This is a genomic window from Amycolatopsis sp. WGS_07, assembly GCF_045278895.1.
Taxonomy (GTDB): Bacteria; Actinomycetota; Actinomycetes; order Mycobacteriales; family Pseudonocardiaceae; genus Amycolatopsis.
Map to the genome: position 1 here is coordinate 5,225,788 of NZ_CP136053.1, position 20,558 is coordinate 5,246,345.

Consider the following 20,558-nt stretch of genomic DNA (forward strand, 5'->3'; position numbering starts at 1 on the left):
CGCGATGGCCGATCTCGTGACGCTCCCGCTGGGCTTCGACGTCCCGGAGGGCTGGACGCCGGTGCCGCCGATCGCGCCCGGCCTGGTTTTCGTCGCGGTGCACCCGAAGCCGAAGGCGGACTTCACGCCGAACATCACGCTCGGCCTCCAGCAGCGCCAGGATTCGTTGCCGCTGAAGGACATCGCCGAGGAATCCGTCGAACGGCTCGGCCGCACCATGGCGCTGCTGGACGTGCTCGACCGGCAGGAGGTCGGCAGCGCGGCCGCTCCCGGCTTTACCCAGACGTTGCGGCTGCGCACCGGTGAAGGCCAGGATCTGCTGCAGATCCAGGTGTTCCTGACCGTGCCCGGTCCGGCCGGGCGGGTCGTGCTGGAGCTGGTCTGCACAGCTGATCCGCAGGACGCGCGCACGCTCGTCCCCGACTTCCGGAAGTTCGTCGCCAGCGTGCACGTCCGCCGCGAAACCCCGCAGGAGAAGGAGAACGACGGTGACTGAACCGTATGCCGTGCCGGACATGGACGAGCTGCTCGCGCAGGTCCGCAAGCAGACCGAAGAGGTGCAGCGGATCCAGCGCACGGTCGAGGCGATGGAGGTCAAGGCCGCCTCGCGGCAGAACGAGGTGACCGTGACGCTGCGCGGCGACGGCCGGTTCACCTCGGTCGACATCGACCAGCGCGCGATCCGCGAGTACGACGCGCGCACGCTGTCGGAGATCGTCCTCGAAGCGGTGAACGCCGGCCTGCAGAAGCTCGCCGAGGCGAGCAGCGCGAAGTTCGCGCCGGTGATCGAGGCGTCCAGGTCCCAGCAGTGAGCGCGCCGGCCGTCGCCGGGTCGACCCGGCGCGTCACGATCGTCACTCCGCGCGCCAGGGTGGACGTCGCGCTGCCGCAGCAGAGCACGTTCGCCGAACTGGTGCCGCAGCTGGTCCGGCTCGCCGGGGCGGCGGGGCAGGCGTCGGCCGAGCATCCGGGCTGGGTGCTTTCGCGGCTCGGCGGCGCGCCGCTCGCGCTCGGCCTCACCGTGGCCGCCGCGCAGGTGCGCGACGGCGAGGTGCTGCACCTGACCCCGCGCGAACGGCCGCGGGGTCCGCTGCTGTTCGACGACGTGGTCGACTCGATCGCAAGCGTCGGCGAATCCGCGTCGACTTCGTGGGGTCCGAAGGTCGCGCGGCGGGCCGGGATCACGGCGGCCGCGGTGCTGTTGTTCGTGGGCGGGCTGCTGATCCAGGCGTCGCTGGCGGGCAGCGTGCTCGCGCCGATCGGCACCGGGCTGCTCGCGATCGTGCTGCTGCTCGGCGGCGGCGCGCTGAGCCGGGCGTACGGCGATTCGGGCGCGGGCGCGGCCGGTGCGCTGGCCGGTGTCGGCGTCGCGCTGCTGTCCGGGATGTCTTTGCTGCCACCGCATTCGGTGTTCTCGTTGTCCGCCGGACCGCTTGCCGCCGGGCTGGCCGCGGTGACCGTTTACGGCGTGCTGGCCGCGGTTTCCGTCGCGGACCGCCTGCCGTTCTTCGTGGCTGTGGTCGGTTCGGCCGGGATCGGCGCGATCGCGACCGGGGTGGTGCTGCTGACCGGCGCGAAGCCGGTCGCTGCCGCAGCCGTCGCGGCAGTGCTGGCGACCGCACTCGCGGCGGTCGCGCCGATGCTCGCGCTGCGGCTGGGCCGGATGCCGCTTCCGCGCGTGCCGGACGACATGGAATCCTTCCGTGCCAACGAACAGCCGTCGCTCGGCGCGGAGATGGCCGGACGGACCACGTACGCGCAGGCGTTGCTCACCAGCCTGCTGGTGGCGCTCGGGCTGGTGGTCGTCGGTTCGTCGGTGGTGCTGACTACTGGCGGGCCGTGGGAAGCCGGGCTGGCCGGGCTCCTCGGGATCGCGTGGATCCAGCGTTCGCGCGCGTACGCCGGACGCACGCAGCGGCTGGTGCTGGTCGGCTTCGGCCTCGTCGCGCTGCTGGCCGCGGGGTTCTGGCTGATCGCGGGCAACGAGCGGATCGCGCTGCTCGCGGCCGGGCTGGTGCTGGTCCTGGCCGCGGTGGTGTCGCTGTTCTACGCGACGCGGGTCGCACGCGGGGTGCGCTCGCCGTACTGGTCGCGGTTGCTGGATATCTCGGAGTTCCTGGTGCTGCTGTCGCTGGTGCCGTTCGTGGCGTTGATCGCCGGGGTGTACGAGGCGGTCAGCGGCTGAGCGGGCTGGCGGCTTTCAGCGTGCGCAGGACGGGCGCGGTTTCGCAGGAGCGGATGCCGGGCAGCGCGCCGAGCCGGTGGGTGAGGTAGCGGTGCAGGGCCGGGGGATCGGCGCAGAGAGCGTGCGCGAGCAGGTTCGTCGGTCCGGTGGTCGCGGCTACCACGGCTAGCTCGCGGTGGCTGGCCAGTTCGGTGGCGACGGTGTCGAGATCGGCTGGGGCCACTGCCATCCACAGCAGCGCCTGCGTGGTCGCGCCGAAGAGCCGGGCGTCGATTTCCACGTCGAAGTACAGGGTTTCCGCCGCGCGCAGGTCCGCGATCCGGCGGGCGACGGTCGCGGCGGACCATCCGGTGACTGCCGCCAGCTCGGTCTGACCGAGGCGGCCGTCGCGTTGCAACGCGGTGAGCAGCGGTTCGTCGGCGGGCGTTGCTTCGGCGTTCGTAGCGCGGGTTTCCGGCTCCAGCTGGCGGCGCTGGGCGTCGGTCAGGACTTCGGCGCGGCCCAGCCAGGCGGTCGGCCCGCCGTGGTAGAGGTGCAGCAGCTGGTGCGCGGAGACGGCGGTGATGCCGGTCGTGCGCGGGATGTCGTGCAGCAGCAGGCCGTGCCCGGAGTCGTTGGCACTGTGGACGATGACGCAGATCTCCGTGCCGCCGCCGGCGAGTTTGACCCAGGTCGTGTCGGTGCGGCGGACGAGCGCGTCGGCCACCCGCTGCGCGACCGCCGGGACGACGGTGAGCCGCACGAGCCACTGCGTCTGCCCGGCGCGATGCGGCGCGGCCAGCCCGACGACGCGCAGCCCCGCTTCAGTACGCAGCCGCCGGTAGCGGCGCGCGACGGTTTGCGTCGAGACGCCCAGGACGGTGCCGATCCGCGCGAACGGGGCGCGGCCGTCGATCTGGAGCGCGTGGACGAGGGCATGGTCGAGGTCGTCGAGCATGGCTTGATTCTGCACCATTCCGTCTTGGATGGAAGATTTCCTCGTCTTGAACGCGGTGGCTGGAATCTTGCGTAGCCGCTCTCCAGGCTGGCGGCATGAACGATTCACGCCGCTGGGCCGCGCTGGCGGTCCTGCTCGTCGCGGAGGCGATGAACCTCCTCGACACCACCATCGTCCAGGTCGCCGCCCCCGCGGTGCACGCCGAACTGGGCGGCGCGCCCAGCACGATCTCCTTCTACACCGCCGGGTACACACTGCCCTTCGCGCTCCTGCTGATCACCGGCGGACGCCTCGGCGACGTGCTCGGCCGCCGCCGCACCTTCCAGGTCGGCGTGGCCGGTTTCGTGCTCGCCTCGGCCCTGTGCGCGGCCGCGACCACACCCGCGTTCCTGCTGATTTTCCGTGCGCTGCAAGGAGCTTCGGCGGCGTTGATCATCCCGCAGACGATCGGGCTGATCCGCGTCCTGTTCGACGGCGCGGCCCGGGCGCGGGCGCTCGGCATGATCGGCCCGGTGATGGGACTGGCCGCGGTGAGCGGTCCGGTCCTCGGCGGACTGCTGACCGACGCCTGGTCGTGGCGATCGGTGTTCCTGGTGAACGTCCCGCTCGGACTGGCCGTGCTCGCCGCGTCCGGCCTGCTCGCGGAGGACCGGGCGGCCACCCGGCCCCGGCTCGACCTGCTTGGGACCGGCCTAGTCGTCGTCGGTGCCGGGCTAGTGGTCTATCCACTCCTGACGCACTGGAACGGCTATCTCGTCGCCGCCGGGATCGCGGTGCTCGGTGTTTTCATTCTGCAGCAACGGTTTCACGGCAACCTGGTCGAACGCAGCCTCTTCCGCGGCCTGCGCTTCCCCGCCGGACTGGTGACGTCGCTGCTGTTCTTCGCGGTGATGACCGGCCTGACCCAGGTCGTCGTCCTGTTCCTGCAGCTGACGCAACACGCCGACGCCCGCACCGCCGGACTCTCGTTGCTGCCCTGGTCGTGCGGGCTGGCCGTATCGTCCTTTGTGGCCGGACGCTGGCTCGTCCCGCGCTATGGCACTCGGATTCTCTTTGCTGGCTTAGGTTTTCTCGCTGGAGGTATTGCTGGTATCGCGCTGGGCTGGCCGCTGCTGCTCCCGCTGGCGATCGCCGGAACCGGGACCGGGTTGTTCACCGTACCGTTCTTCACCGCGGCGCTGTCGCTCGTCCGCCCTTCGGAAACGGGTTCGGCGGCCGGGTTGCTGAACGCGGTGCAGCAACTCGGCGGCACTGTCGGAGTGTCGGTGCTGACGACGGTTTTCCTCGCCACTGACGTGACGGTCGCGTGCTGGACCGCGGTCGGTCTGACCGTGGCGGCTGGGGTGACTGCGGTCGGGCTTATCCGCGGAACGCGCGCCGGTAGTCCGTCGGAGCCGTCCCCAGCCGGAGTGTGAAGTGGCGGCGGAGGTTGGCCGCCGAGCCGAGTCCGCTGCGTTCGCCGATCAGCCCGATCGGCAGGTCGGTGGTTTCCAGCAGGCTGCGAGCGTGCAGGACGCGCTGGCCGAGCAGCCATTGCAACGGCGTGGTGCCGGTGGCTTCGTGGAACCGGCGGACGAAGGTGCGCGGGCTGACCCCGGCTTGGCGGGCCAGCTGCTCGACGGTCAGCGGCTGGTCGAGGTGCCGCGTCGCCCAGTGCAGCACCGGACCGAGGCCGGCGTCGTCGGTCTCCGGCACCGTCGCGGACACGTACTGGGCTTGCCCGCCGCCGCGGTGTGCGGGCAGCACCATCCGCCGGGCGACCTCGTTGGCGACGTGCGCGCCGAGGTCGCTGCGCACGACGTGCAGGCAGAGGTCGATGCCCGCGCTGCGGCCGGCGCTGGTGAGCACCTGCCCGTCGTCCACGTACAGCACCGACGCGTCCACCTGGACCCGCGGATGCAGCATGGCGAGCGTGGCGGCGTACATCCAGTGCGTCGCCGCGCGCCGTCCGTCGAGCAGCCCCGCCGCCGCGAGCGCGAACGCGCCGGTGCACAGCGAAACGATCCGCGCACCTTGGTCTGCTGCTTCTCGGATGGCGTTGACCAGCTTCGCCGGAATGGGCTGTCCAGTTTGGACACACGCGTACGGCAAGGCGGGAACCAGCACGGTGTCCGCGTCCTTGAGCGCGTCGAGACCGTGCCCGGCGTGGTGCCGGAAGCCGAACTCGGTGCGGGTTTCCGGCTTCGCCGCGCAGAACCGCAGCTCGTACCAGGGATCGGCGAGGTCGGTCCTGGCCGGCCCGAACACCTCCGCCGCGATGGCCAGCTCGAACAGCGGCATGTCGTCGACCAGCGCGACCGCGACGGTTCGCATGGTTCGAGGATACGGCAGGAATTTTGCGGAAGCAGTCAGTCCTGCCACTCGCCCGACCCGCGAAGCGGTGGCAGATTCGCCTCCGTGACCGTCGTGGAGCTTCGCCAGTACACCCTCCGGCCCGGGCAGCGGGACGTCCTGATCGACCTGTTCGACCGGGAGCTGCTGGAACCGCAGGAAGCCGCGGGCTGCACCGTCGTCGGCCAATTCCGCGACGAGGACGACCCGGACCGGTTCGTGTGGTTCCGCTCCTTCCCGGACCTGGCGGCCCGGCACGCCGCGCTGACCGCGTTCTACCTCGAAGGCGAGGCCTGGCGGAAACACCGCGACGCCGCCAACGCCACCATGCTCGACAGCGACAACGTCCTGTTGCTCCGCCCCGAATCCGACTTCCCGCCGTTGCCCCGGCCAGTCGGTGCTGCGTCGTCGCGAATCCTGGTGCTCATCGGCCCGGCTTCCAGCGACTTCGCCGGGCCCTTCGCTTCCTTCGTCACCGAACCAGCCGAGAACACCTTCCGCGCGCTGCCGGTGCGGGAGGGGAGAACGTCCGAGTCGGGGTTTGGGTTTTCCCGGATCTAGCCGCGCGGCAGGCTTTCGAGCGCGGGTTGCCTACGAACCAGATGCAGCGGCTCCGCCTGGCCCCAACGTCGCGTTCTGCGCTTCGCTGATCCGCTGGGCGACGAGCTGGTCGAGACGTTCCCACGCTGGGCTGTCGAGATGCGCGGTGAGCAGCTCGACGACTTGACGGGGAACCTTCCGGAAGTCCGGCAGATCAGACGGCAACGTCATCCTCTGCCCGAGCGCGGCGGCCTTCTCCGCGATCCCTTCGAGCCGGGGATCGTCCGGCGGCCAGTCGATCGCCTCGTCATACGCGCGGAGAACGGCGACGTACTCCGGATCCTCCAGCAACGCACTGCGGCTGGCGAGAATGACGCGGCTGATGTCCGGAGCCAGCGCACAGGCGAGAATCCATCCGTCGCGGATCGCGCGTTCGTGGCGTTCGGACAGCCCGATCGGCTTCACCCGCTCCATGAACGCGATCGCTTCGGGCGGCAGGCAGAGCCGGTCCGGCTGATCGAGATGCCGCAACCGAGCGCGGCGCTGTTCGAGCTGCCGGATCCGGTCGCGCAGCTCGGCGTCGATCTGCTCGATCTGGCCCGCGCCGCCCTTGAGGACGTCCGGGATGCGCGCAAGCGGGACACCGGCCTTGGCGAGCGTGACGATGCGGGCCAGGTCGATGACCGCCTGCGCGTCGTAGCGCCGGTAACCGGAGGCGTCGCGTTCCGGCTCGGGCAGGAGCCCTTTGGCGTGGTAGACGCGGACGGCCTTCGCTGAGACCCCGGCTTGGCGGGCGAGCTGCCCGATGGTGAGCATGCGTCCAGTATCGCGCTTGACCTTGTCCCTGGGGCAAGGTTGGAGACTGGCGGCATGCACGATTACGACACCCTGCGCGCCCTGGCCGACGAGGGAAACGAGACCGCACTGGACCGCCTCGCCGACCTCGCCGACACCCGCGGCGACCTGGCCGCACTGTCCGATCTGCTGGACGAGGGCAGCGAACACGCCGGCCGCCTGCTGACCCGCCGCGCGGTGGCGAACCGCGACCTGCGCGAGCTGCAGCGGTTGTCGGACGCGGGGAGCAGCGAGGCGGAGACGGAGCTGGAACGGCTGCTGCGGGCGGATCCCTCAAGTCCGTGAGGGAATCAGATTCCGTGAAGGTTCCCCTCACGGACCTTCCGGCTGCGTGGCGTGCGGGGCGGACCTCAGGTGAGCGCTAGCGGCAAAGTCCGCCGCACCGCCGCCGCGTGCTCCCCGTGCAGCGGAACCACCGAAACCCCTTGCAGCACCGGCACTTCCTCCGCCCGCGCCCCGACCCGGACGGTCAGCTCCAGCTTCTCCCGCCCGCCCGGCGTCCGCCGCAGGGTCGCCGACGTAGCGGTGAACGCCGCCCCCGGCACCGCCACCGCCAGCGTCCGCGCGAGGCCGCGCGACGACCGCGGCGAGTAGCACGTCTGCGTCAACCCGCCCCACTTCCACGCGCGCCACGAATCCCCGTCCGACTCCGGGTCTCCGGTGGAAACACCCAGCGCCACCCGAAGCTCGTTGGTCAGCTCGCCAGCCTCCAGTACCGTTGACGGATACCCGGCCTCCGCCAGCGCCACCATCAAGCTCAACGCCGCACTCGCCGTGCTCCGCAGCGCCCCCAGTTCGCCGCCGCCCCGGGCGAGGGCGGCGATCGGCGCGTCCTCCGGCCGGTAGCGCACCGCGAGCCAGCGCACCCGGTACACCCGCGAATCCCTTGGCACCGCCCAAGTCAGCAGCTGCACGGCGGCCAGCGGGATGTCCGTGCCCTGGAACGCCGTGCGGAGGATGGCCAGCAGCTCGTCGGTCGACGGCTCCCCGGCACCGGGGGTGAGGCGGACGATCGCGCTCCAGTCGCCGTCGACCTCGGCGACGCCGAATCGGTTGCCCGCGCGGTCCACGTGCTGGCGGACCTTCACCGGGCCCGCGATGCGAAGCAGGGCATCCGGACTGTCGCGGCGGCTGTCGTGCCGGCGCAGGCGATGCGCGAGCCATGTCCACGCCCATCCGGCGAAATGCCGTCCGGCGATCCGCACCGACGTCGTCACCACGAGCAGCCCGGCCAGCGCGGCGACGGTGATCCGCATCGGCTGAGCCAGAGCGGGCGCGGCGAACGCGAGCAGAATCGCGAGCGCGGCGATCTCCCACCCGGCCGCCTGCAGCGGGCGGATCGGCAGCAGCCACGGCCACGGCGCGGTGCCCGAGATCCCGGCGGTCCCGGGGGCGCGGGCATGGGCCGGGGCAGGCGGCGCGGACACGGACAACGCATTCCCCTCTTCCCCGGGCAGCGACCCGGCCCCGCGAACGCTAGCGTCCTCGCGCGGGCGCGTGGGCGTAAAAATTACCCTCGTGCGCTCTGGAGGAGCTGTCTAGCCTGCGCGGGAAGCGGATGTGATCTCCAGGGGGCCGGAACAGCGTGTGGACGCAGCGGGACCAGATCCAGGCGTACCAGTTCCTGCGCCGCCGCCTCGTGTCCGCGCTCGTCGCCGCCGACGCCAACCATCCGGTGTCGCCCAGCCGCCGTCTCGTGCTCGGCACGGTGCTCGGCCTCGGCGCGGCCCTGCTCGTGACCGCGGTGTTCGGGGTGATCGGCCTGGTCAGCCCGTCCGGCGGGAAGGACTGGCTCGCCGGCGGCAAGGTGATCGTGGAAGAGGGCAGCGGGGCGAGATTCGTGCTCGGCGCGGACGGCGCGGTGCACCCGGTCCTGAACTACGCGTCCGCGCGGCTGCTCGCCGGCGGCAGCGGCCACGACACGGTCACCGTTCCCGCGGAGAAGCTCGGCACCGCCCCGCGCGGCACGCAGATCGGCATCGTCGGCGCGCCGGATTCGTTGCCCAGCACGCTGATCACCACCCCGTGGACCAGCTGCAGCCGCACCACCCAGGACGCGCCCGCCTCGGCCGAACCGCTCGTCGCCGTGCTGCTGGAAGCGGCCTCGTCCGGGGTCGAGCTGCCGCGCGATTCGGGCGTGATCGTCCACGTCCCGCAGGGCAGCCGGTTCCTGATCGCGGGCGGCCACCGGTACCGGCTGAGCGACGAAGCCGCGGCGGCCCTGCAATTCGACAGCTACCCGACGATCACCGTGTCCGCGCGCTGGATCGACACCGTGCCCGCCGGACGCGACCTCGGCGAGATCCCCGTCGACGGCGCCGGCAACCGCGGCCCGCGCGTCGGCACGCAGGACACGCGCGTCGGCCAGGTGCTGTCGGTCATCGACCCGATGGCCGGTGCCGCCACTGCCTCGACCTACTACCTCGTCCGTCCCGACGGTCTCGAACCCGTCGGCCAGACGGAGGCCGCGCTGCTCGTCACGACCCCGGCGAACGAATCGGCATATTCGGGTCGCCCGGAGCCAGCGCGGGTTCGCGCCGCGGACGTCGCGTCGGTCAAGAAGGTGAGCGAACCCCGCTCGGGCGGCGCGGATCCGGCGGCGTACCCGGACCGGATCCCCGGCAAAGCCCCGATCACCGGCAGCGCGGTAACCCTGTGCGCGCAGAACGGCCACGTGACGGTCTCGGCGGACCTGCCAGTTCCGCCCGGTGCCCGCGCACTGCCGGTGCAGAGCCGCACGGACGCTCGGGTCGCCGATGTCGTCTACGTCCCGCCCTCGCGCGGCGCGGTCGCGACGGACAGCGGTTCCGGCACGAGTTATCTCGTCACGGACACAGGACGGAAATATCCGGTGGCGAACGGGACGGCGCTCACGTCGCTGGGCTACGGTGCTGGTTCCGGGCATCCGGTCGCGGGCGGGCTTCTCGCGCTGATGCCGACCGGCCCCGCGCTGGATCCCGCCGCGGCCGGGCAGCCTGCGGGAACGGGGTGAGCGAGCAGGTGACCACGACAGCGCAGCGACCCAGCGACGTGCCGGACCGCCCCGAATCCCCGGCTCCCGGCAGCATCCCGGTCGCCGTGATCGAAGACCACCCGCTCTACCGCCGCTCGGTGGAACGCGTGCTCATGGAAGCCCCGGACGTCGAACTGGGCGCGGTGGTCGATTCGGTCGCGCGCTTCCACGTCGCGCGGCAGCCGTCCGGCAGCGTCGTTCTCCTCGACCTCGGCCTGCCCGGCGTCGCCGGCGCGGCGGCGGTGCTCGAAGTGGCCGAGCTGGGCCACCACGTGCTGGTGGTGTCCGCGCAGGCGGAGCCGGAGACCGTGCTCGCCGCGATCGCCGCCGGGGCCAAGGGATTCCTGTCGAAGGACGTCGACGTGGACGAGCTGCTGATCGCCATCCGCGCGGTCGCGGGCGGCGGCGCGTACGTGTCGGCCGTCGTCGCCGGAATGATCATCAAGGACAACACCGACCGGCCGGTCACCCGGCCGGAGATGGAACTGTCCCCGCGCGAAGAGCAGGTGCTGCGGCTCGTCGCGGCGGGGGAACGGGACGTCGACATCGCGCGGATCCTCGGCATCGGCGTCCGCACCGTGCGCGGCTACCTCGACCGGATCCGCGACAAGACCGGCGAACGGCGGCGCCCCGGCCTCGTGAAGGAAGCGATCCGCCGCGGGCTGGTGGGGAAGGAAACAGTGACGTGAAAGCCGACGAGGGGCGGCGCCGGACCGGTCCCATCCAGGTCGGGGTGATCGAAGACCACCCGCTGTACCGGGACGCGGTCGCCCGCGTGCTGAACGAGGCCCCGGACATCGAACTCGGCGCGGTAGCGGATTCGGTCGCGCGCTTCGCGGTCCAGGACCAGCCGCCGGGCAGCGTGGTGGTGCTCGACCTGAAACTGCGCGGCGTCCAGGACGCGGCGGCGGTGCTCGAGGTGGGGCAGATGGGGCACAAGGTGCTCGTGGTGTCCGCGCACGCGGAACAGCCGGAGGTCCTGGGCGCGATGCAGGCCGGCGCCAAGGGTTTCCTGTCGAAGGACGTCGACGGGGACGAACTGCTGCGCGCGATCCGCACGATCGCCGAGGACAACGCGTACGTCTCGCCGACCCTGGCCGGAATGATCATCCAGGACAGCGACGAACGGCACGCGGGGCCGAAGATCGTGCTGTCGGAACGGGAGAAACAGGTCCTGCGCCTGGTCGCGGCGGGGGAGCGGGACGTGGACGTGGCGGAGATCCTGGACATCAGCGTCCGGACGGTGCGGTCGTACCTGGACCGGATCCGGGACAAGACGGGGGAGCGGCGAAGGGCGGGGTTCGTGCGGGTGGCGATCCGGGAAGGGCTGCTGCGCTAGAGCTTCCCCGCCCCGCGAGCGCACCCAGCGGATATTCCTCGACCGGTGCGTCCCCTTCACGGACATCTGAGGGAGCGGAGCCGCGCGGCCCGTCTCAGCTGGTGCCTCACGTCGCTCCGGCGTGCATCGCGACAGCGAACCGGCCGCACACCGCACTACCGCGAAACCCCCAATGCCACATTGGGTGCGTCAGATGCACCCAATGCCACATTGGGGCGTACGGAAGCCCAGGTCACAGCCGCCGGTTCGCCAGGGCCCCAGTAGCCGCCCGTGCCTTCCCAGCCACCTCCGGCTCCACATCCACCACCAGCATCTCCGCCCCAGCCCCAGCCTGCGCCTCCACCCGGCCGAACCCGTCCGCGACCAGCGAGAACCCGATCCCGGTAGGCGCCTTCGGATTAACCTCCACCCCAGTCACCGAAGGATCGGCCTGCCCGCAAGCCGCCACCCAGCACCCGGAGTCCAGCGCCCGCGCCCGCACCAGCACCTCCCACTGCTCCCGCTTCCCAGCGCCCGCGCCCCACGAAGCCGGGACGACGACCACATCCGCCCCGTCGTCGGCCAGCCGCCGGAACAGCTCCGGGAACCGCAGGTCGTAGCAGGTAGCGACCCCGAACACGGTCCCCTCAGCAGAGAACGTCACCACCTCCGTCCCGGGCGCGACGGTGTCCGATTCAGCGAACCCGAACGCGTCGTACAGGTGGATCTTGTCGTACCCGAGATGCTGCCCCAGCCCGGTGACCAGCAGCGTGTTCCGCACCCGTCCGTCGTCCGCTGGCGTGAACATCCCCGCGATCACCACGACGTCGTGCTCCGAGGCGATCGCCGCCACCGCCGACGCCCACGGGCCGTCGAGCGGCTCGGCTACCGGGGCCAGCGGGCGGCCGAAGCGGGCCATCGTCGCTTCCGGGAACACCACCGCGCGCGCTCCGGCGGCGGCCGCGGCCTCCGCGCCGGAGCGAACCGCTTTCAGGTTTTCTTCCGGGTCGTCGCCCGAGTTGAGCTGGCACAACGCGATCCGGGGCACACGAGCCTCCCTGGTCCGGGGACAGCGGGTCGCCACCGAGTATCCCTGCCGGGAGCGCGCGGGCCACCTCGTACCCTGGTGTCCATGTTGAACCGCACCGACCTGCGCGGGCAGGTCCCCTCCGCTGCCGAACTGCGTGCCGCGCTTCCGCGCGCCGAGTACGACGTGGACGCGGCGCTCCATCACGTCCGGCCGGTGGTCGAGGCCGTGCGGGACCGCGGGGTCGAGGCGGTCCTCGAGTTCACCGAGCGGTTCGACAAGGTGCGCCCGGAGACGGTCCGGGTGCCCGCCGAAGAGCTGGCCAAGGCGCTGTCCGAGCTGGACCCGCAGGTCCGCGCCGCGCTGGAGGAGTCCATCAAGCGCGCCCGGAAGGTGCACGCGGACCAGCGCCGCCAGGACGTCACCACCCAGGTCGTCCCGGGCGGCACGGTCACCGAGCGCTGGGTGCCGGTCGACCGCGTCGGCCTGTACGCGCCGGGCGGGCTGGCGGTGTACCCGTCGACCGTCGTGATGAACGTCGTCCCGGCCCAGCTGGCCGGCGTGCGCTCGCTGGTGGTGTGCTCGCCGCCGCAGGCCGCGTTCGGCGGGCGGCCGCACCCGACGATCCTGGCCGCGGCCGCGCTGCTCGGCGTGGACGAGGTGTGGGCGGTCGGGGGCGCGCAGGCCGTCGCGCTGGTCGCCTACGGCGGCGTCGACACCGACGGCGCCGAACTGGCCCCGGTGGACATCGTGACCGGGCCGGGCAACATCTACCTCACCGCGGCCAAGCGCCTGGTCCGCGGCGTGATCGGGATCGACTCCGAGGCCGGCCCCACCGAGATCGCGATCCTCGCCGACGAGACGGCCGACCCGGCGCACGTCGCCGCCGACATGATCAGCCAGGCCGAGCACGACCCGCTGGCCGCGAGCGTGCTGGTGACCACCTCCGAGGAGCTGGCCGACGCCGTCGACCGCGAGCTGGGCAAGCGCGTCGCCGCGACGAAGCACTCCGAGCGGGTCGGCCAGGCCTTGGGCGGCAAGCAGTCCGGCATCATCCTGGTGTCCACAGTGGACGACGGACTGCGCGTGGTGGACGCGTACGCCGCCGAGCACCTGGAAATCCAGACCGCGAACGCCCGCGAAGTGGCCGCGCGGGTGCGCAACGCCGGCGCGGTGTTCGTCGGCGCGTACGCCCCGGTTTCGCTCGGCGACTACTGCGCGGGCTCGAACCACGTGCTGCCCACCGGCGGGTTCGCGCGGCACTCCTCGGGACTGTCGGTGCAGAGCTTCCTGAAGGGGATCCACGTCGTGGACTACTCCGAGGACGCCCTGCGCGAGATCGCCCCGCGCGTCGTCGCGCTCGCGGACGCCGAAGACCTGCCCGCACACGGCGAAGCCGTCACCGCGCGTTTCGAAGGAGACGGCCGATGAACGAAGCGATCCCCGGCGGCGAGGTCACCCTCGCCGAACTCCCGCTGCGCGAGGACCTGCGGGGCCGCACCCCGTACGGCGCGCCGCAGCTGGACGTCCCGATCCGGCTCAACACCAACGAAAACCCGTATCCGCCGCCGCCCGAGCTGGTCGCCGACGTCGCCGAGGCCGTGCGCGCCGAAGCCGCGTCGCTGCACCGGTACCCGGACCGCGACGCGGTGGCGCTGCGCACCGATCTGGCGGACTACCTGACGGTGTCCACGCGCGTGGTGCTGTCGGAGTCCAACGTGTGGGCGGCGAACGGGTCGAACGAGATCCTGCAGCAGATCCTGCAGGCGTTCGGCGGTCCCGGACGTACCGCGCTGGGCTTCGAGCCGTCGTACTCGATGCACCCGATCATCGCGACCGGCACGCGCACCGACTGGCTGCCGGTGCCGCGCCGCGCGGACTTCTCGCTCGACACCGAGCAGGCCGCCAAGGCGGTCGCCGAGCGGAAGCCGGACATCGTGTTCGTGACCAGCCCGAACAACCCCACCGGCGGGTCGATCCCGCTGGAGCAGCTGCGCGGCGTGCTCGACGCGGCCCCGGGGATCGTCGTGGTGGACGAGGCGTACGCGGAGTTTTCGTCGCAGGCCAGCGCGATCGAGCTGATCGCGGAGTACCCGGCGAAGCTGATCGTGTCGCGCACGATGAGCAAGGCCTTCGCGTTCGCGGGCGGACGGCTGGGCTACCTCGCCGCCGCACCGGCCATTGTGGACGCCCTGCAGCTCGTCCGCTTGCCGTATCACCTTTCCAAGGTCACCCAGGCGGCCGCCCGCGCCGCTCTCCGGCACGCCGACGCCACCCTCGCGTCGGTGCACCGGCTCTCCGCCGAACGCGACCGCGTCGTGGAAGCCTTGCTGGGCCTGGGATTCACCCCGGTGCCGAGCGACGCCAACTTCGTCCTCTTCGGACAGTTCGGCGACGCGCCGGCCAGCTGGCAGTCCTATTTGGACCACGGCGTGCTGATCCGGGACGTGGGCATCGAAGGCCACCTGCGGGTGACCATCGGCACCCCCGAGGAGAACGACGCTTTCCTCGAAGCGAGTAAGGAAGTCAAACGATGAGCCGCGTCGGCAAGATCGAGCGCACCACCAAGGAATCGTCCATCCTGGTCCAGCTGGACCTCGACGGGACCGGCCAGGTGGACATCGCCACCGGCGTGCCGTTCTACGACCACATGCTCACCGCGTTCGGCGTGCACGGCTCGCTGGACCTGAAGGTCGAAGCGACCGGCGACGTCCACATCGACGCGCACCACACCGTCGAGGACACCGCGATCGTGCTGGGCCAGGCCCTGCGCCAGGCCCTCGGCGACAAAAGCGGCATCCGCCGCTTCGGCGACGCGTGGATCCCGATGGACGAAACCCTCGCCCACGCCGCGATCGACGTCTCGGGCCGCCCGTACTGCGTGCACGTGGGCGAGCCGGAGCAGTACAACACCTTCACCATCGGCAACAACTACCCGTTCGTCCTGACCCGGCACGTGTTCGACTCGCTGGCGTTCCACGCGCAGATCGCCTTGCACGTCCGCGTGATCCACGGCCGCGACCCGCACCACATCGCGGAAGCGGAGTACAAGGCGGTGGCCCGGGCACTGCGGGCGGCGACGGAACCGGACCCGCGCGCCGGGGGATTCCGTCCACGAAGGGCGTGCTTTAACGGTCACGCGCGGCACACCGTGCGCGGCGTGCACGGTGTGCCGCGGTCCTGCACCGGAGATGGGGAAGGTGCGGCGGGGATGGATGTGCGCGGTTCTCTCAAGGAAATACTGCGTTCTTCCGATTCGGAGGCCGCGGCATTGGCGACTGAGCTTGTTCGAGCCGCCGACGCGGGAATCGACGACGCGCTGTTCGGATTGCTGACCCGCGGGTTGTGGCCGCCCGCAGGGAACACGCTGGCGATCCGGATCCTCGTGGAACGCGATCGCGGCCGTGATCCGGACCCGCTGCTCGATCTCGTCCCGGACGGGAAAGTCAGGGCAGACGACAGCCGCCCGGCCCGGGCGATCCGGGCACCGATCGTCACGAGGTACAGATTCGGCTTCGGCCGGCTCCGGAAACTGGACCCCGTGGGCCAGTACGACGTAATCCTCAGCCGTTATCCCGCTGTCGTGCGGATGGATGCGGCAATCGGGCTTGGCGATTCTGGGGAGAGCAGCGCTCTTGACCCCTTGGCAGAAGGCGTTGAAGGACACTGCCCCCGCTGTTCGCACTCTCGGCGCGGACGCCGTCCGCAGGCTCGGCAACGCGGGATTTCGCGAGACAGCGCGGGAGCACCCTGTCCGGGAGCTGCTGATCGATCTGCTGCAGGACATCCTCCGGGAGACGAGGATCGCCGCGGCGCGGGCACTCGGTTCGCTGGGGGAGTTCGAGGTCTTGCAGGAGCACAGCCCGAGGTCGTCCCGCGATCAGCGCGAGTGGGCGAGAATCCTGCGCGGCGAGATTCCGCCCTTGAAGCGGATCTGGCCAGGGGATCTCACGATCTGACGGCTCAGACCCGGAACACCGTGCGCGGTGCGGCATAAGCCACCGGCCCGGGAAAGTGTTCCGCGGCAAGGCGAACCGCGTCGCGCGCGGTGACCGTGTGGCCGAGATGCGTGAGCACCAGCCGCGCCGCTCCGGCAGCGGCGCGGCCTGCTTCCGCCGGAGTCAGATGTTCCGCGGACGGCTCGATGCTGTCCGCCTCGCACAAGAACAGATCCGTCCCCGCTGCGAAGACGGAGAGCGCGTCGCACGGCCCGGTGTCCCCGGAGTACGCGAAAGTCCGCTCCCCGTCAGTGATCCGCACCCCGAACGCCGGAAACCCGTGCGACACAGCCACCGTTTCCAGCCGCAGGCCGCCAACCCGGGTCCGGTGGCCGTCGTGCAGCTCGCGGACCGCGAATGCTTCCTCGATCGGCGCGCGGCCAGTGTTGCTGAGGAACGCGGAGATCCGCGCCGCCGTCCCGGGCGGGCCGTACAGCGGGATCGGCCGTCGCAGCCGCAGGTCCGCGAACAACAGCGCGTACACCGCCGGCAACAGATCCGCGACGTGGTCCGCGTGCAGATGCGAGATCCAGATCGCGTCGAGTTCCGCGGGCGAGACGTGCTCCTGCAGCGCGGCGAGCGTGCCCGGCCCGGCGTCGAGCCAGATCGCGGTGTCCTCGTGGCGCACCAGGTACCCGGAGCACGGCGCGTCCGGGCGCGGGTACGGTGTCGCGCTGCCCAGTACCGTCACGGTGAAGGCCATGTGGCACGCTAACCCCTGTGAGCAAAGAGCTGATCGCGGTCCTGCTGCTGGCCCTCGGCGGCTTCCTGGCCGGCGGGGTCTACTCGCTGTGGAAGACCGCGAAGTTCTTCGCTGTGGTGCTGGGCATCGCGGCGGTACTGGCGATCGGCGGGGCCATCGCCTGGCTCGTCAGCTGACCATCACGGACCTCGCCACGGCCACCGCGCTTCCGCGCGACCGGCGCGGGCCTTCTCGCGAGTGGCGCGGATCTCCCACATCTGACGCGGACCTCGCTACGGCCAGGGCGCTTCCCTGCGACCGGCGCGGGCTTTCTTGCGACTGACGCGGGCCTCCCACATCTGACGCAGACCTCGCCGCGGCCAGCGCGCTTTCCCGCGACTGGCACCGGCCTTCTCGCGAATGGCGCGGATCTCCCGCACCTGACGCGGACCTCGCTGCGGCCACCGCATTTCCCTGCGACCGGCGCGGGCCTTTTCGCGACTGACGCGGACCTCGCCACGGTCAGCGCGCTTTCCTGCGACCGGCGCGGGCCTTTTCGCGACTGACGCGGACCTCCCACATCTGACGCGCGCCTCCGGGCACCCGTCGCAGCTGGCTCTCCCCGCGACGAGCGCGGGCCTGTTCCCGCGTCGGGTCGTCCGATATCCGCTGTGGCTCGCCTCGCGACTAGCGCGGGTCTGTTCCCGCGTCGGGCCTCCCGCCGTCCGCTGTGACTAGCCCCCGCTTCCCCTCGACGAGCGCGGGCTGCCCCCGGAACTCACCGCTCCCCTCCGCACGAGGCTAAGCCTCCAACGGCTGATAAATGCACTCAGCAATCGTCGAGTGCTTCTTCCACCCCAGCGTCTCGTACAGCGCCCGCCCGGCATCGGTAGCTCCGAGAACACCGAGCACCGCACCGCTTTCCACCGCGCGATCGGCAAGTGCGCGCATCACGAACCCGCCGAGTCCGCGCCGTCGGTGGGCCTCCTCGGTCACCACCCGGTCCACGATCACCGCGTCCCCGACCGCCGCCATCTGGCCCTTCGCTGCCTGCTCGCCGCCAGCGTCCAGCACCCGGAGGAACGTGACCGCCCCGGAGGTCTCCACCGTCACGGTGTAGCCCTCCGGCGCGACCGGGTTCGTGGCCAGCAGGTCCGTCGCCATCAGATGCCCGGTGTGCTCCCACGCGACCACCCAGCCGTCCGAAATCCACGGCTCCACCGTCTCCGGTTCGGCGGGAGCCTTCAGCCACGTCCGGGGTTCGCGGACCGCGGCGGCAGCGGCGCGGACCAGCGACTCCTCGGCTTCCGGCAGGACGTGCCGCCCGGCCTCGGCGGGATTGTCCGGGACCTCGACGTACAGCCCCCACGGCTTCTCGACCGGCGCTGGCGTCCGCCGCGACAGTGCCCATCCCGCCACCCAGGTCCGTACCGTTTCCTCGATCATGAAACGAAGGGTACGGACCACCACCGACAAAAACTCAGACTCGAGTCAGCTCGCGTTCGTCGTCGCCGGGGGTGCCGAGTTCGCGGACCAGGCCTTCGCCCTCGACGTCGACGTTGGGCAGGATCCGGTCCAGCCATTTCGGCAGCCACCAGGCGCCGCGGCCGAGGAGGGACATGACGGCGGGGACGATGGTCATGCGGATGACGAAGGCGTCGATGAGGACGCCGAAGGCGAGTGCGAATCCGATGGACTGGATCAGGGTCGATTCGGCGAGCACGAACCCGGCGAACACGGAGATCATGATGAGCGCGGCGGCGACGACGACGCGTGCGCCGTGGCGGAATCCGGTGACCATGGCTTCCTGGGGTTGGGCGCCGTGGACGTGTTCCTCGCGCATGCGGGTCACGAGGAATACCTGGTAGTCCATCGCGAGTCCGAACAGGACGCCGATGAGCAGGATCGGGAGCATGCTCATGATGGGGCCGGTGGAGGCGACGCCGAGCAGGTCGGTGAGCCAGCCCCACTGGAAGACCGCGACGACCGCGCCGAAGGTCGCGACCACGGAGCCGAGGAACCCGAGGGTGGCTTTCAGGGGCACGACGACGGAGCGGAAGACCAGCATCAGCAGCAGGAACGCGAGTCCGACGATGAGCGCGAGGTAGGGCAGCATGGCGTCGGACAGTTTCTGTGACACGTCGATGTTGGCCGCGGTCTGGCCGGTGACCGCGAGACTCCCGCCGGTGGCGGCCTGCAAGGGTGCGGATTGTGCGCGGATCGCGGCGACGAGGTCTTCGGTCTGGGTGCTGCTGGGGCCGCTCTTCGGGATCACGGTGAGCAGCGCGGTGTCCCCGGCGGGGTTGACCCGCGGCGGTGTCACGGCGGCGACGTCGGGAAGCTTGCCGATGTCGGCGGCGGCGTGTTTCAGGGCGGCGGGGTTGTGGGTCGGGCCGGTGTCGACCACGACCAGCAGCGGTCCGTTCGCGCCCTCGCCGAAGCCCGTGCTGACCAGGTCGTAGGCCTTGCGCTGGGTGGTGTCCGGCGCGGCGGTCGAGTCGTTGGGCAGGCCGAGCTGCATGCTCAACGCCGGGATCGCGACCACGGCGAGCCCGGCGAGCGCGGCCAGCAGCACCGGGACCCGGTGCCGTGCCACGAACCGCGCCCAGCGTTCGCCGTGCGTCGGGCCTTCGCTGCGGCGGCGGATGCGGATGGTGTTGCGGCCGACGCGGGCGCCGGCGAAGCCGAGGACGGCGGGCAGCAGGGTCAGCGCGATGAGCACGGCGATCACGACGGTCGCCGCGGCGGCGACGCCCATCTGCCCGAGGAACGGGATTCCGACGACGGTCAGCCCGGCCAGCGCGATGATCACCGTCAGCCCGGCGAACACCACCGCCGACCCCGCGGTCCCGACGGCGCGCCCGGCCGCCTCTTCCGGGTCGCGGCCTTCGGATAGTTCGTGGCGGTAGCGGGACACGATGAACAGCGCGTAGTCGATGCCGACTGCGAGCCCGATCATCAACGCCAGCACCGGGGTGTTGGAGTTCAGCTCCAGCGATCCGGAGGCGAGCATGATGCCCGCCATCCCGACGCCGACCCCGACCAGCGCGGTCAGCAGCGGGATTCCGGCGGCCAGCAGCGACCCGAAGGTGATGATCAGCACGACCGCTGCGACCGCGACCCCGAGCCCTTCGGTGGCGCCGGTGGCGGGGATGCCCTGCACCGCGTCCCCGCCGTACTCCACCCGGTAGCCCAGCTGCTTCGCGTGGTCGCCGGTGGCCAGCAACGCGTCCCGGTCCGCGTCGCCGAGTTCGAAGCCCTTGACCTGGTAGCTCACCTGCGCAAGCGCGACCCTCCCGTCCGGGGAGACGGACTTGGCCTGGAACGGGTCGACGACCGCGGCCACCTTCGGCGCGGACTTCAGCTTGCCCACCACCGACTCGACGGCCGCCTGGCCCGCCGGATCGGTGATCTTCCGCCCGTCCGGGGCGGCGATCGCGATGCGCGCGGTGCCGCCGCCCGCCGCGGCCTGCGGGAAGTGCTCGGCCAGGCGGTCGATCGCCTGCTGCGATTCGGTGCCGGGGATGGTCACCGAATCGGACAGCTTGCCCGACAGCGTGAGCGCGCCCGCGCCCAACGCCGCGAGGACAAGCGCCCAGACCGCCGCCACGAGGGCCCGGCGGCGGAACGACAGCCTGCCGAGCCGGTACAGGAAAGGTGCCACGAGTCGTC

21 protein-coding genes and 1 pseudogene are annotated in these 20,558 nt (G+C 71.4%); 14 read left to right on the forward strand and 8 right to left on the reverse strand.

Annotated features, from left to right (window positions below; all coding sequences use genetic code 11):
- The first annotated feature begins 4 nt into the window (after positions 1–4).
- The 3 genes from RPX00_RS24730 to eccD are packed head-to-tail and all read left to right on the forward strand — an operon-like array spanning position 5 to position 2,185.
- Positions 5–496 carry a hypothetical protein gene (locus RPX00_RS24730; RefSeq protein WP_406628876.1) on the forward strand — a complete coding sequence of 164 codons (492 nt, stop codon included), beginning with the start codon at positions 5–7 and terminating at the stop codon, positions 494–496.
- Positions 489–812 carry a YbaB/EbfC family nucleoid-associated protein gene (locus tag RPX00_RS24735; RefSeq protein WP_037809598.1) on the forward strand — a complete coding sequence of 108 codons (324 nt, stop codon included), beginning with the start codon at positions 489–491 and terminating at the stop codon, positions 810–812. Before RPX00_RS24730 ends, RPX00_RS24735 begins: the two co-directional genes overlap by 8 nt.
- A complete protein-coding gene (gene eccD, locus RPX00_RS24740; RefSeq protein ID WP_406628878.1) occupies positions 809–2,185 on the forward strand; it encodes a type VII secretion integral membrane protein EccD in 1,377 nt (458 codons plus the stop codon). Before RPX00_RS24735 ends, eccD begins: the two co-directional genes overlap by 4 nt.
- Here the strand turns inward: eccD and RPX00_RS24745 are convergent.
- Positions 2,175–3,122, reverse strand: a complete 948-nt coding sequence (locus tag RPX00_RS24745) for an Lrp/AsnC family transcriptional regulator (RefSeq protein WP_406628880.1) — start codon at positions 3,120–3,122, stop codon at positions 2,175–2,177. The two genes, eccD and RPX00_RS24745, sit on opposite strands and share 11 nt — an antisense overlap.
- Positions 3,123–3,217: 95 nt before the next feature.
- Between RPX00_RS24745 and RPX00_RS24750 the strand changes: the two genes are divergently transcribed.
- Positions 3,218–4,537: an MFS transporter gene (locus tag RPX00_RS24750; RefSeq protein WP_406628882.1), complete on the forward strand. Its 1,320-nt coding sequence runs from the start codon at positions 3,218–3,220 to the stop codon at positions 4,535–4,537.
- Here RPX00_RS24750 and RPX00_RS24755 read toward each other — a convergent pair.
- The gene (locus RPX00_RS24755; RefSeq protein ID WP_406628884.1) at positions 4,482–5,435 is read right to left on the reverse strand and encodes a helix-turn-helix domain-containing protein; all 954 of its coding nucleotides are present in this window, start codon (positions 5,433–5,435) and stop codon (positions 4,482–4,484) included. The genes RPX00_RS24750 and RPX00_RS24755 overlap by 56 nt on opposite strands.
- An 84-nt stretch (positions 5,436–5,519) precedes the next feature.
- Here RPX00_RS24755 and RPX00_RS24760 point away from each other — a divergent pair, with 84 nt between their 5' ends.
- Complete coding sequence (locus tag RPX00_RS24760; protein ID WP_406628886.1) at positions 5,520–6,014, forward strand: NIPSNAP family protein; 495 nt, start codon at positions 5,520–5,522, stop codon at positions 6,012–6,014.
- A gap of 30 nt (positions 6,015–6,044) precedes the next feature.
- On the opposite strand, the gene RPX00_RS24765 is transcribed toward RPX00_RS24760, so the two are convergent.
- Positions 6,045–6,809 carry a MerR family transcriptional regulator gene (locus tag RPX00_RS24765; RefSeq protein WP_406628888.1) on the reverse strand — a complete coding sequence of 255 codons (765 nt, stop codon included), beginning with the start codon at positions 6,807–6,809 and terminating at the stop codon, positions 6,045–6,047.
- A 54-nt stretch (positions 6,810–6,863) separates the two neighbouring features.
- Between RPX00_RS24765 and RPX00_RS24770 the strand changes: the two genes are divergently transcribed.
- A complete protein-coding gene (locus tag RPX00_RS24770; protein ID WP_406628889.1) occupies positions 6,864–7,133 on the forward strand; it encodes a hypothetical protein in 270 nt (89 codons plus the stop codon).
- Between the two features lie 65 nt (positions 7,134–7,198).
- On the opposite strand, the gene RPX00_RS24775 is transcribed toward RPX00_RS24770, so the two are convergent.
- Positions 7,199–8,281 (reverse strand): type VII secretion protein EccE, encoded by a 1,083-nt coding sequence (locus tag RPX00_RS24775; RefSeq protein ID WP_406628891.1) that lies wholly within the window; start codon positions 8,279–8,281, stop codon positions 7,199–7,201.
- Between the two features lie 152 nt (positions 8,282–8,433).
- On the opposite strand from RPX00_RS24775, the gene eccB reads away from it, so the two are divergent.
- From eccB to RPX00_RS24790, 3 genes are read left to right on the forward strand one after another with little or no spacing between them, the layout of a single operon-like run.
- On the forward strand, positions 8,434–9,840 hold the full coding sequence (gene eccB / locus RPX00_RS24780) for a type VII secretion protein EccB (protein WP_406628893.1): 1,407 nt from the start codon (positions 8,434–8,436) through the stop codon (positions 9,838–9,840).
- Between the two features lie 38 nt (positions 9,841–9,878).
- Positions 9,879–10,550: a response regulator gene (locus tag RPX00_RS24785; protein ID WP_406643066.1), complete on the forward strand. Its 672-nt coding sequence runs from the start codon at positions 9,879–9,881 to the stop codon at positions 10,548–10,550.
- The gene (locus tag RPX00_RS24790) at positions 10,547–11,200 is read left to right on the forward strand and encodes a response regulator (RefSeq protein WP_378312662.1); all 654 of its coding nucleotides are present in this window, start codon (positions 10,547–10,549) and stop codon (positions 11,198–11,200) included. The genes RPX00_RS24785 and RPX00_RS24790 overlap by 4 nt, the downstream gene beginning before the upstream one ends.
- Positions 11,201–11,432: 232 nt before the next feature.
- On the opposite strand, the gene RPX00_RS24795 is transcribed toward RPX00_RS24790, so the two are convergent.
- Positions 11,433–12,227: a carbon-nitrogen hydrolase family protein gene (locus RPX00_RS24795; protein ID WP_406628895.1), complete on the reverse strand. Its 795-nt coding sequence runs from the start codon at positions 12,225–12,227 to the stop codon at positions 11,433–11,435.
- Between the two features lie 84 nt (positions 12,228–12,311).
- On the opposite strand from RPX00_RS24795, the gene hisD reads away from it, so the two are divergent.
- From hisD to RPX00_RS24815, 4 genes and pseudogenes are all read left to right on the forward strand, one after another.
- Positions 12,312–13,637 carry a histidinol dehydrogenase gene (hisD, locus tag RPX00_RS24800; protein ID WP_406628897.1) on the forward strand — a complete coding sequence of 442 codons (1,326 nt, stop codon included), beginning with the start codon at positions 12,312–12,314 and terminating at the stop codon, positions 13,635–13,637.
- Complete coding sequence (locus tag RPX00_RS24805) at positions 13,634–14,743, forward strand: histidinol-phosphate transaminase (protein ID WP_406628899.1); 1,110 nt, start codon at positions 13,634–13,636, stop codon at positions 14,741–14,743. Before hisD ends, RPX00_RS24805 begins: the two co-directional genes overlap by 4 nt.
- Positions 14,740–15,338: pseudogene (gene hisB, locus RPX00_RS24810) on the forward strand (imidazoleglycerol-phosphate dehydratase HisB). Before RPX00_RS24805 ends, hisB begins: the two are co-directional and overlap by 4 nt.
- 503 nt (positions 15,339–15,841) lie before the next feature.
- Complete coding sequence (locus tag RPX00_RS24815; RefSeq protein ID WP_406628901.1) at positions 15,842–16,165, forward strand: hypothetical protein; 324 nt, start codon at positions 15,842–15,844, stop codon at positions 16,163–16,165.
- A 4-nt stretch (positions 16,166–16,169) separates the two neighbouring features.
- On the opposite strand, the gene RPX00_RS24820 is transcribed toward RPX00_RS24815, so the two are convergent.
- Positions 16,170–16,907 carry an MBL fold metallo-hydrolase gene (locus RPX00_RS24820; protein WP_406628903.1) on the reverse strand — a complete coding sequence of 246 codons (738 nt, stop codon included), beginning with the start codon at positions 16,905–16,907 and terminating at the stop codon, positions 16,170–16,172.
- Positions 16,908–16,924: 17 nt separating this feature from the next.
- On the opposite strand from RPX00_RS24820, the gene RPX00_RS24825 reads away from it, so the two are divergent.
- Positions 16,925–17,083, forward strand: coding sequence for a hypothetical protein (locus tag RPX00_RS24825; protein ID WP_162836028.1), 159 nt, complete (start codon positions 16,925–16,927; stop codon positions 17,081–17,083).
- A gap of 604 nt (positions 17,084–17,687) precedes the next feature.
- Here RPX00_RS24825 and RPX00_RS24830 read toward each other — a convergent pair.
- Positions 17,688–18,332 carry a GNAT family N-acetyltransferase gene (locus RPX00_RS24830; RefSeq protein ID WP_406628905.1) on the reverse strand — a complete coding sequence of 215 codons (645 nt, stop codon included), beginning with the start codon at positions 18,330–18,332 and terminating at the stop codon, positions 17,688–17,690.
- Positions 18,333–18,366: 34 nt separating this feature from the next.
- A complete protein-coding gene (locus tag RPX00_RS24835; RefSeq protein WP_406628907.1) occupies positions 18,367–20,550 on the reverse strand; it encodes an MMPL family transporter in 2,184 nt (727 codons plus the stop codon).
- Positions 20,551–20,558 lie beyond the last annotated feature (8 nt).

Bases quoted from the DNA above. Each gene is read 5' to 3' on its own strand.
- RPX00_RS24770 (WP_406628889.1), top strand. From the start codon at position 6,864: ATGCACGATTACGACACCCTGCGCGCCCTGGCCGACGAGGGAAACGAG.
- RPX00_RS24765 (WP_406628888.1), bottom strand. From the start codon at position 6,809: ATGCTCACCATCGGGCAGCTCGCCCGCCAAGCCGGGGTCTCAGCGAAG.
- hisD (WP_406628897.1), top strand. From the start codon at position 12,312: ATGTTGAACCGCACCGACCTGCGCGGGCAGGTCCCCTCCGCTGCCGAA.
- RPX00_RS24830 (WP_406628905.1), bottom strand. From the start codon at position 18,332: ATGATCGAGGAAACGGTACGGACCTGGGTGGCGGGATGGGCACTGTCG.
- RPX00_RS24805 (WP_406628899.1), top strand. From the start codon at position 13,634: ATGAACGAAGCGATCCCCGGCGGCGAGGTCACCCTCGCCGAACTCCCG.
- RPX00_RS24750 (WP_406628882.1), top strand. From the start codon at position 3,218: ATGAACGATTCACGCCGCTGGGCCGCGCTGGCGGTCCTGCTCGTCGCG.
- RPX00_RS24755 (WP_406628884.1), bottom strand. From the start codon at position 5,435: ATGCGAACCGTCGCGGTCGCGCTGGTCGACGACATGCCGCTGTTCGAG.
- RPX00_RS24820 (WP_406628903.1), bottom strand. From the start codon at position 16,907: ATGGCCTTCACCGTGACGGTACTGGGCAGCGCGACACCGTACCCGCGC.
- RPX00_RS24730 (WP_406628876.1), top strand. From the start codon at position 5: ATGGCCGATCTCGTGACGCTCCCGCTGGGCTTCGACGTCCCGGAGGGC.
- RPX00_RS24745 (WP_406628880.1), bottom strand. From the start codon at position 3,122: ATGCTCGACGACCTCGACCATGCCCTCGTCCACGCGCTCCAGATCGAC.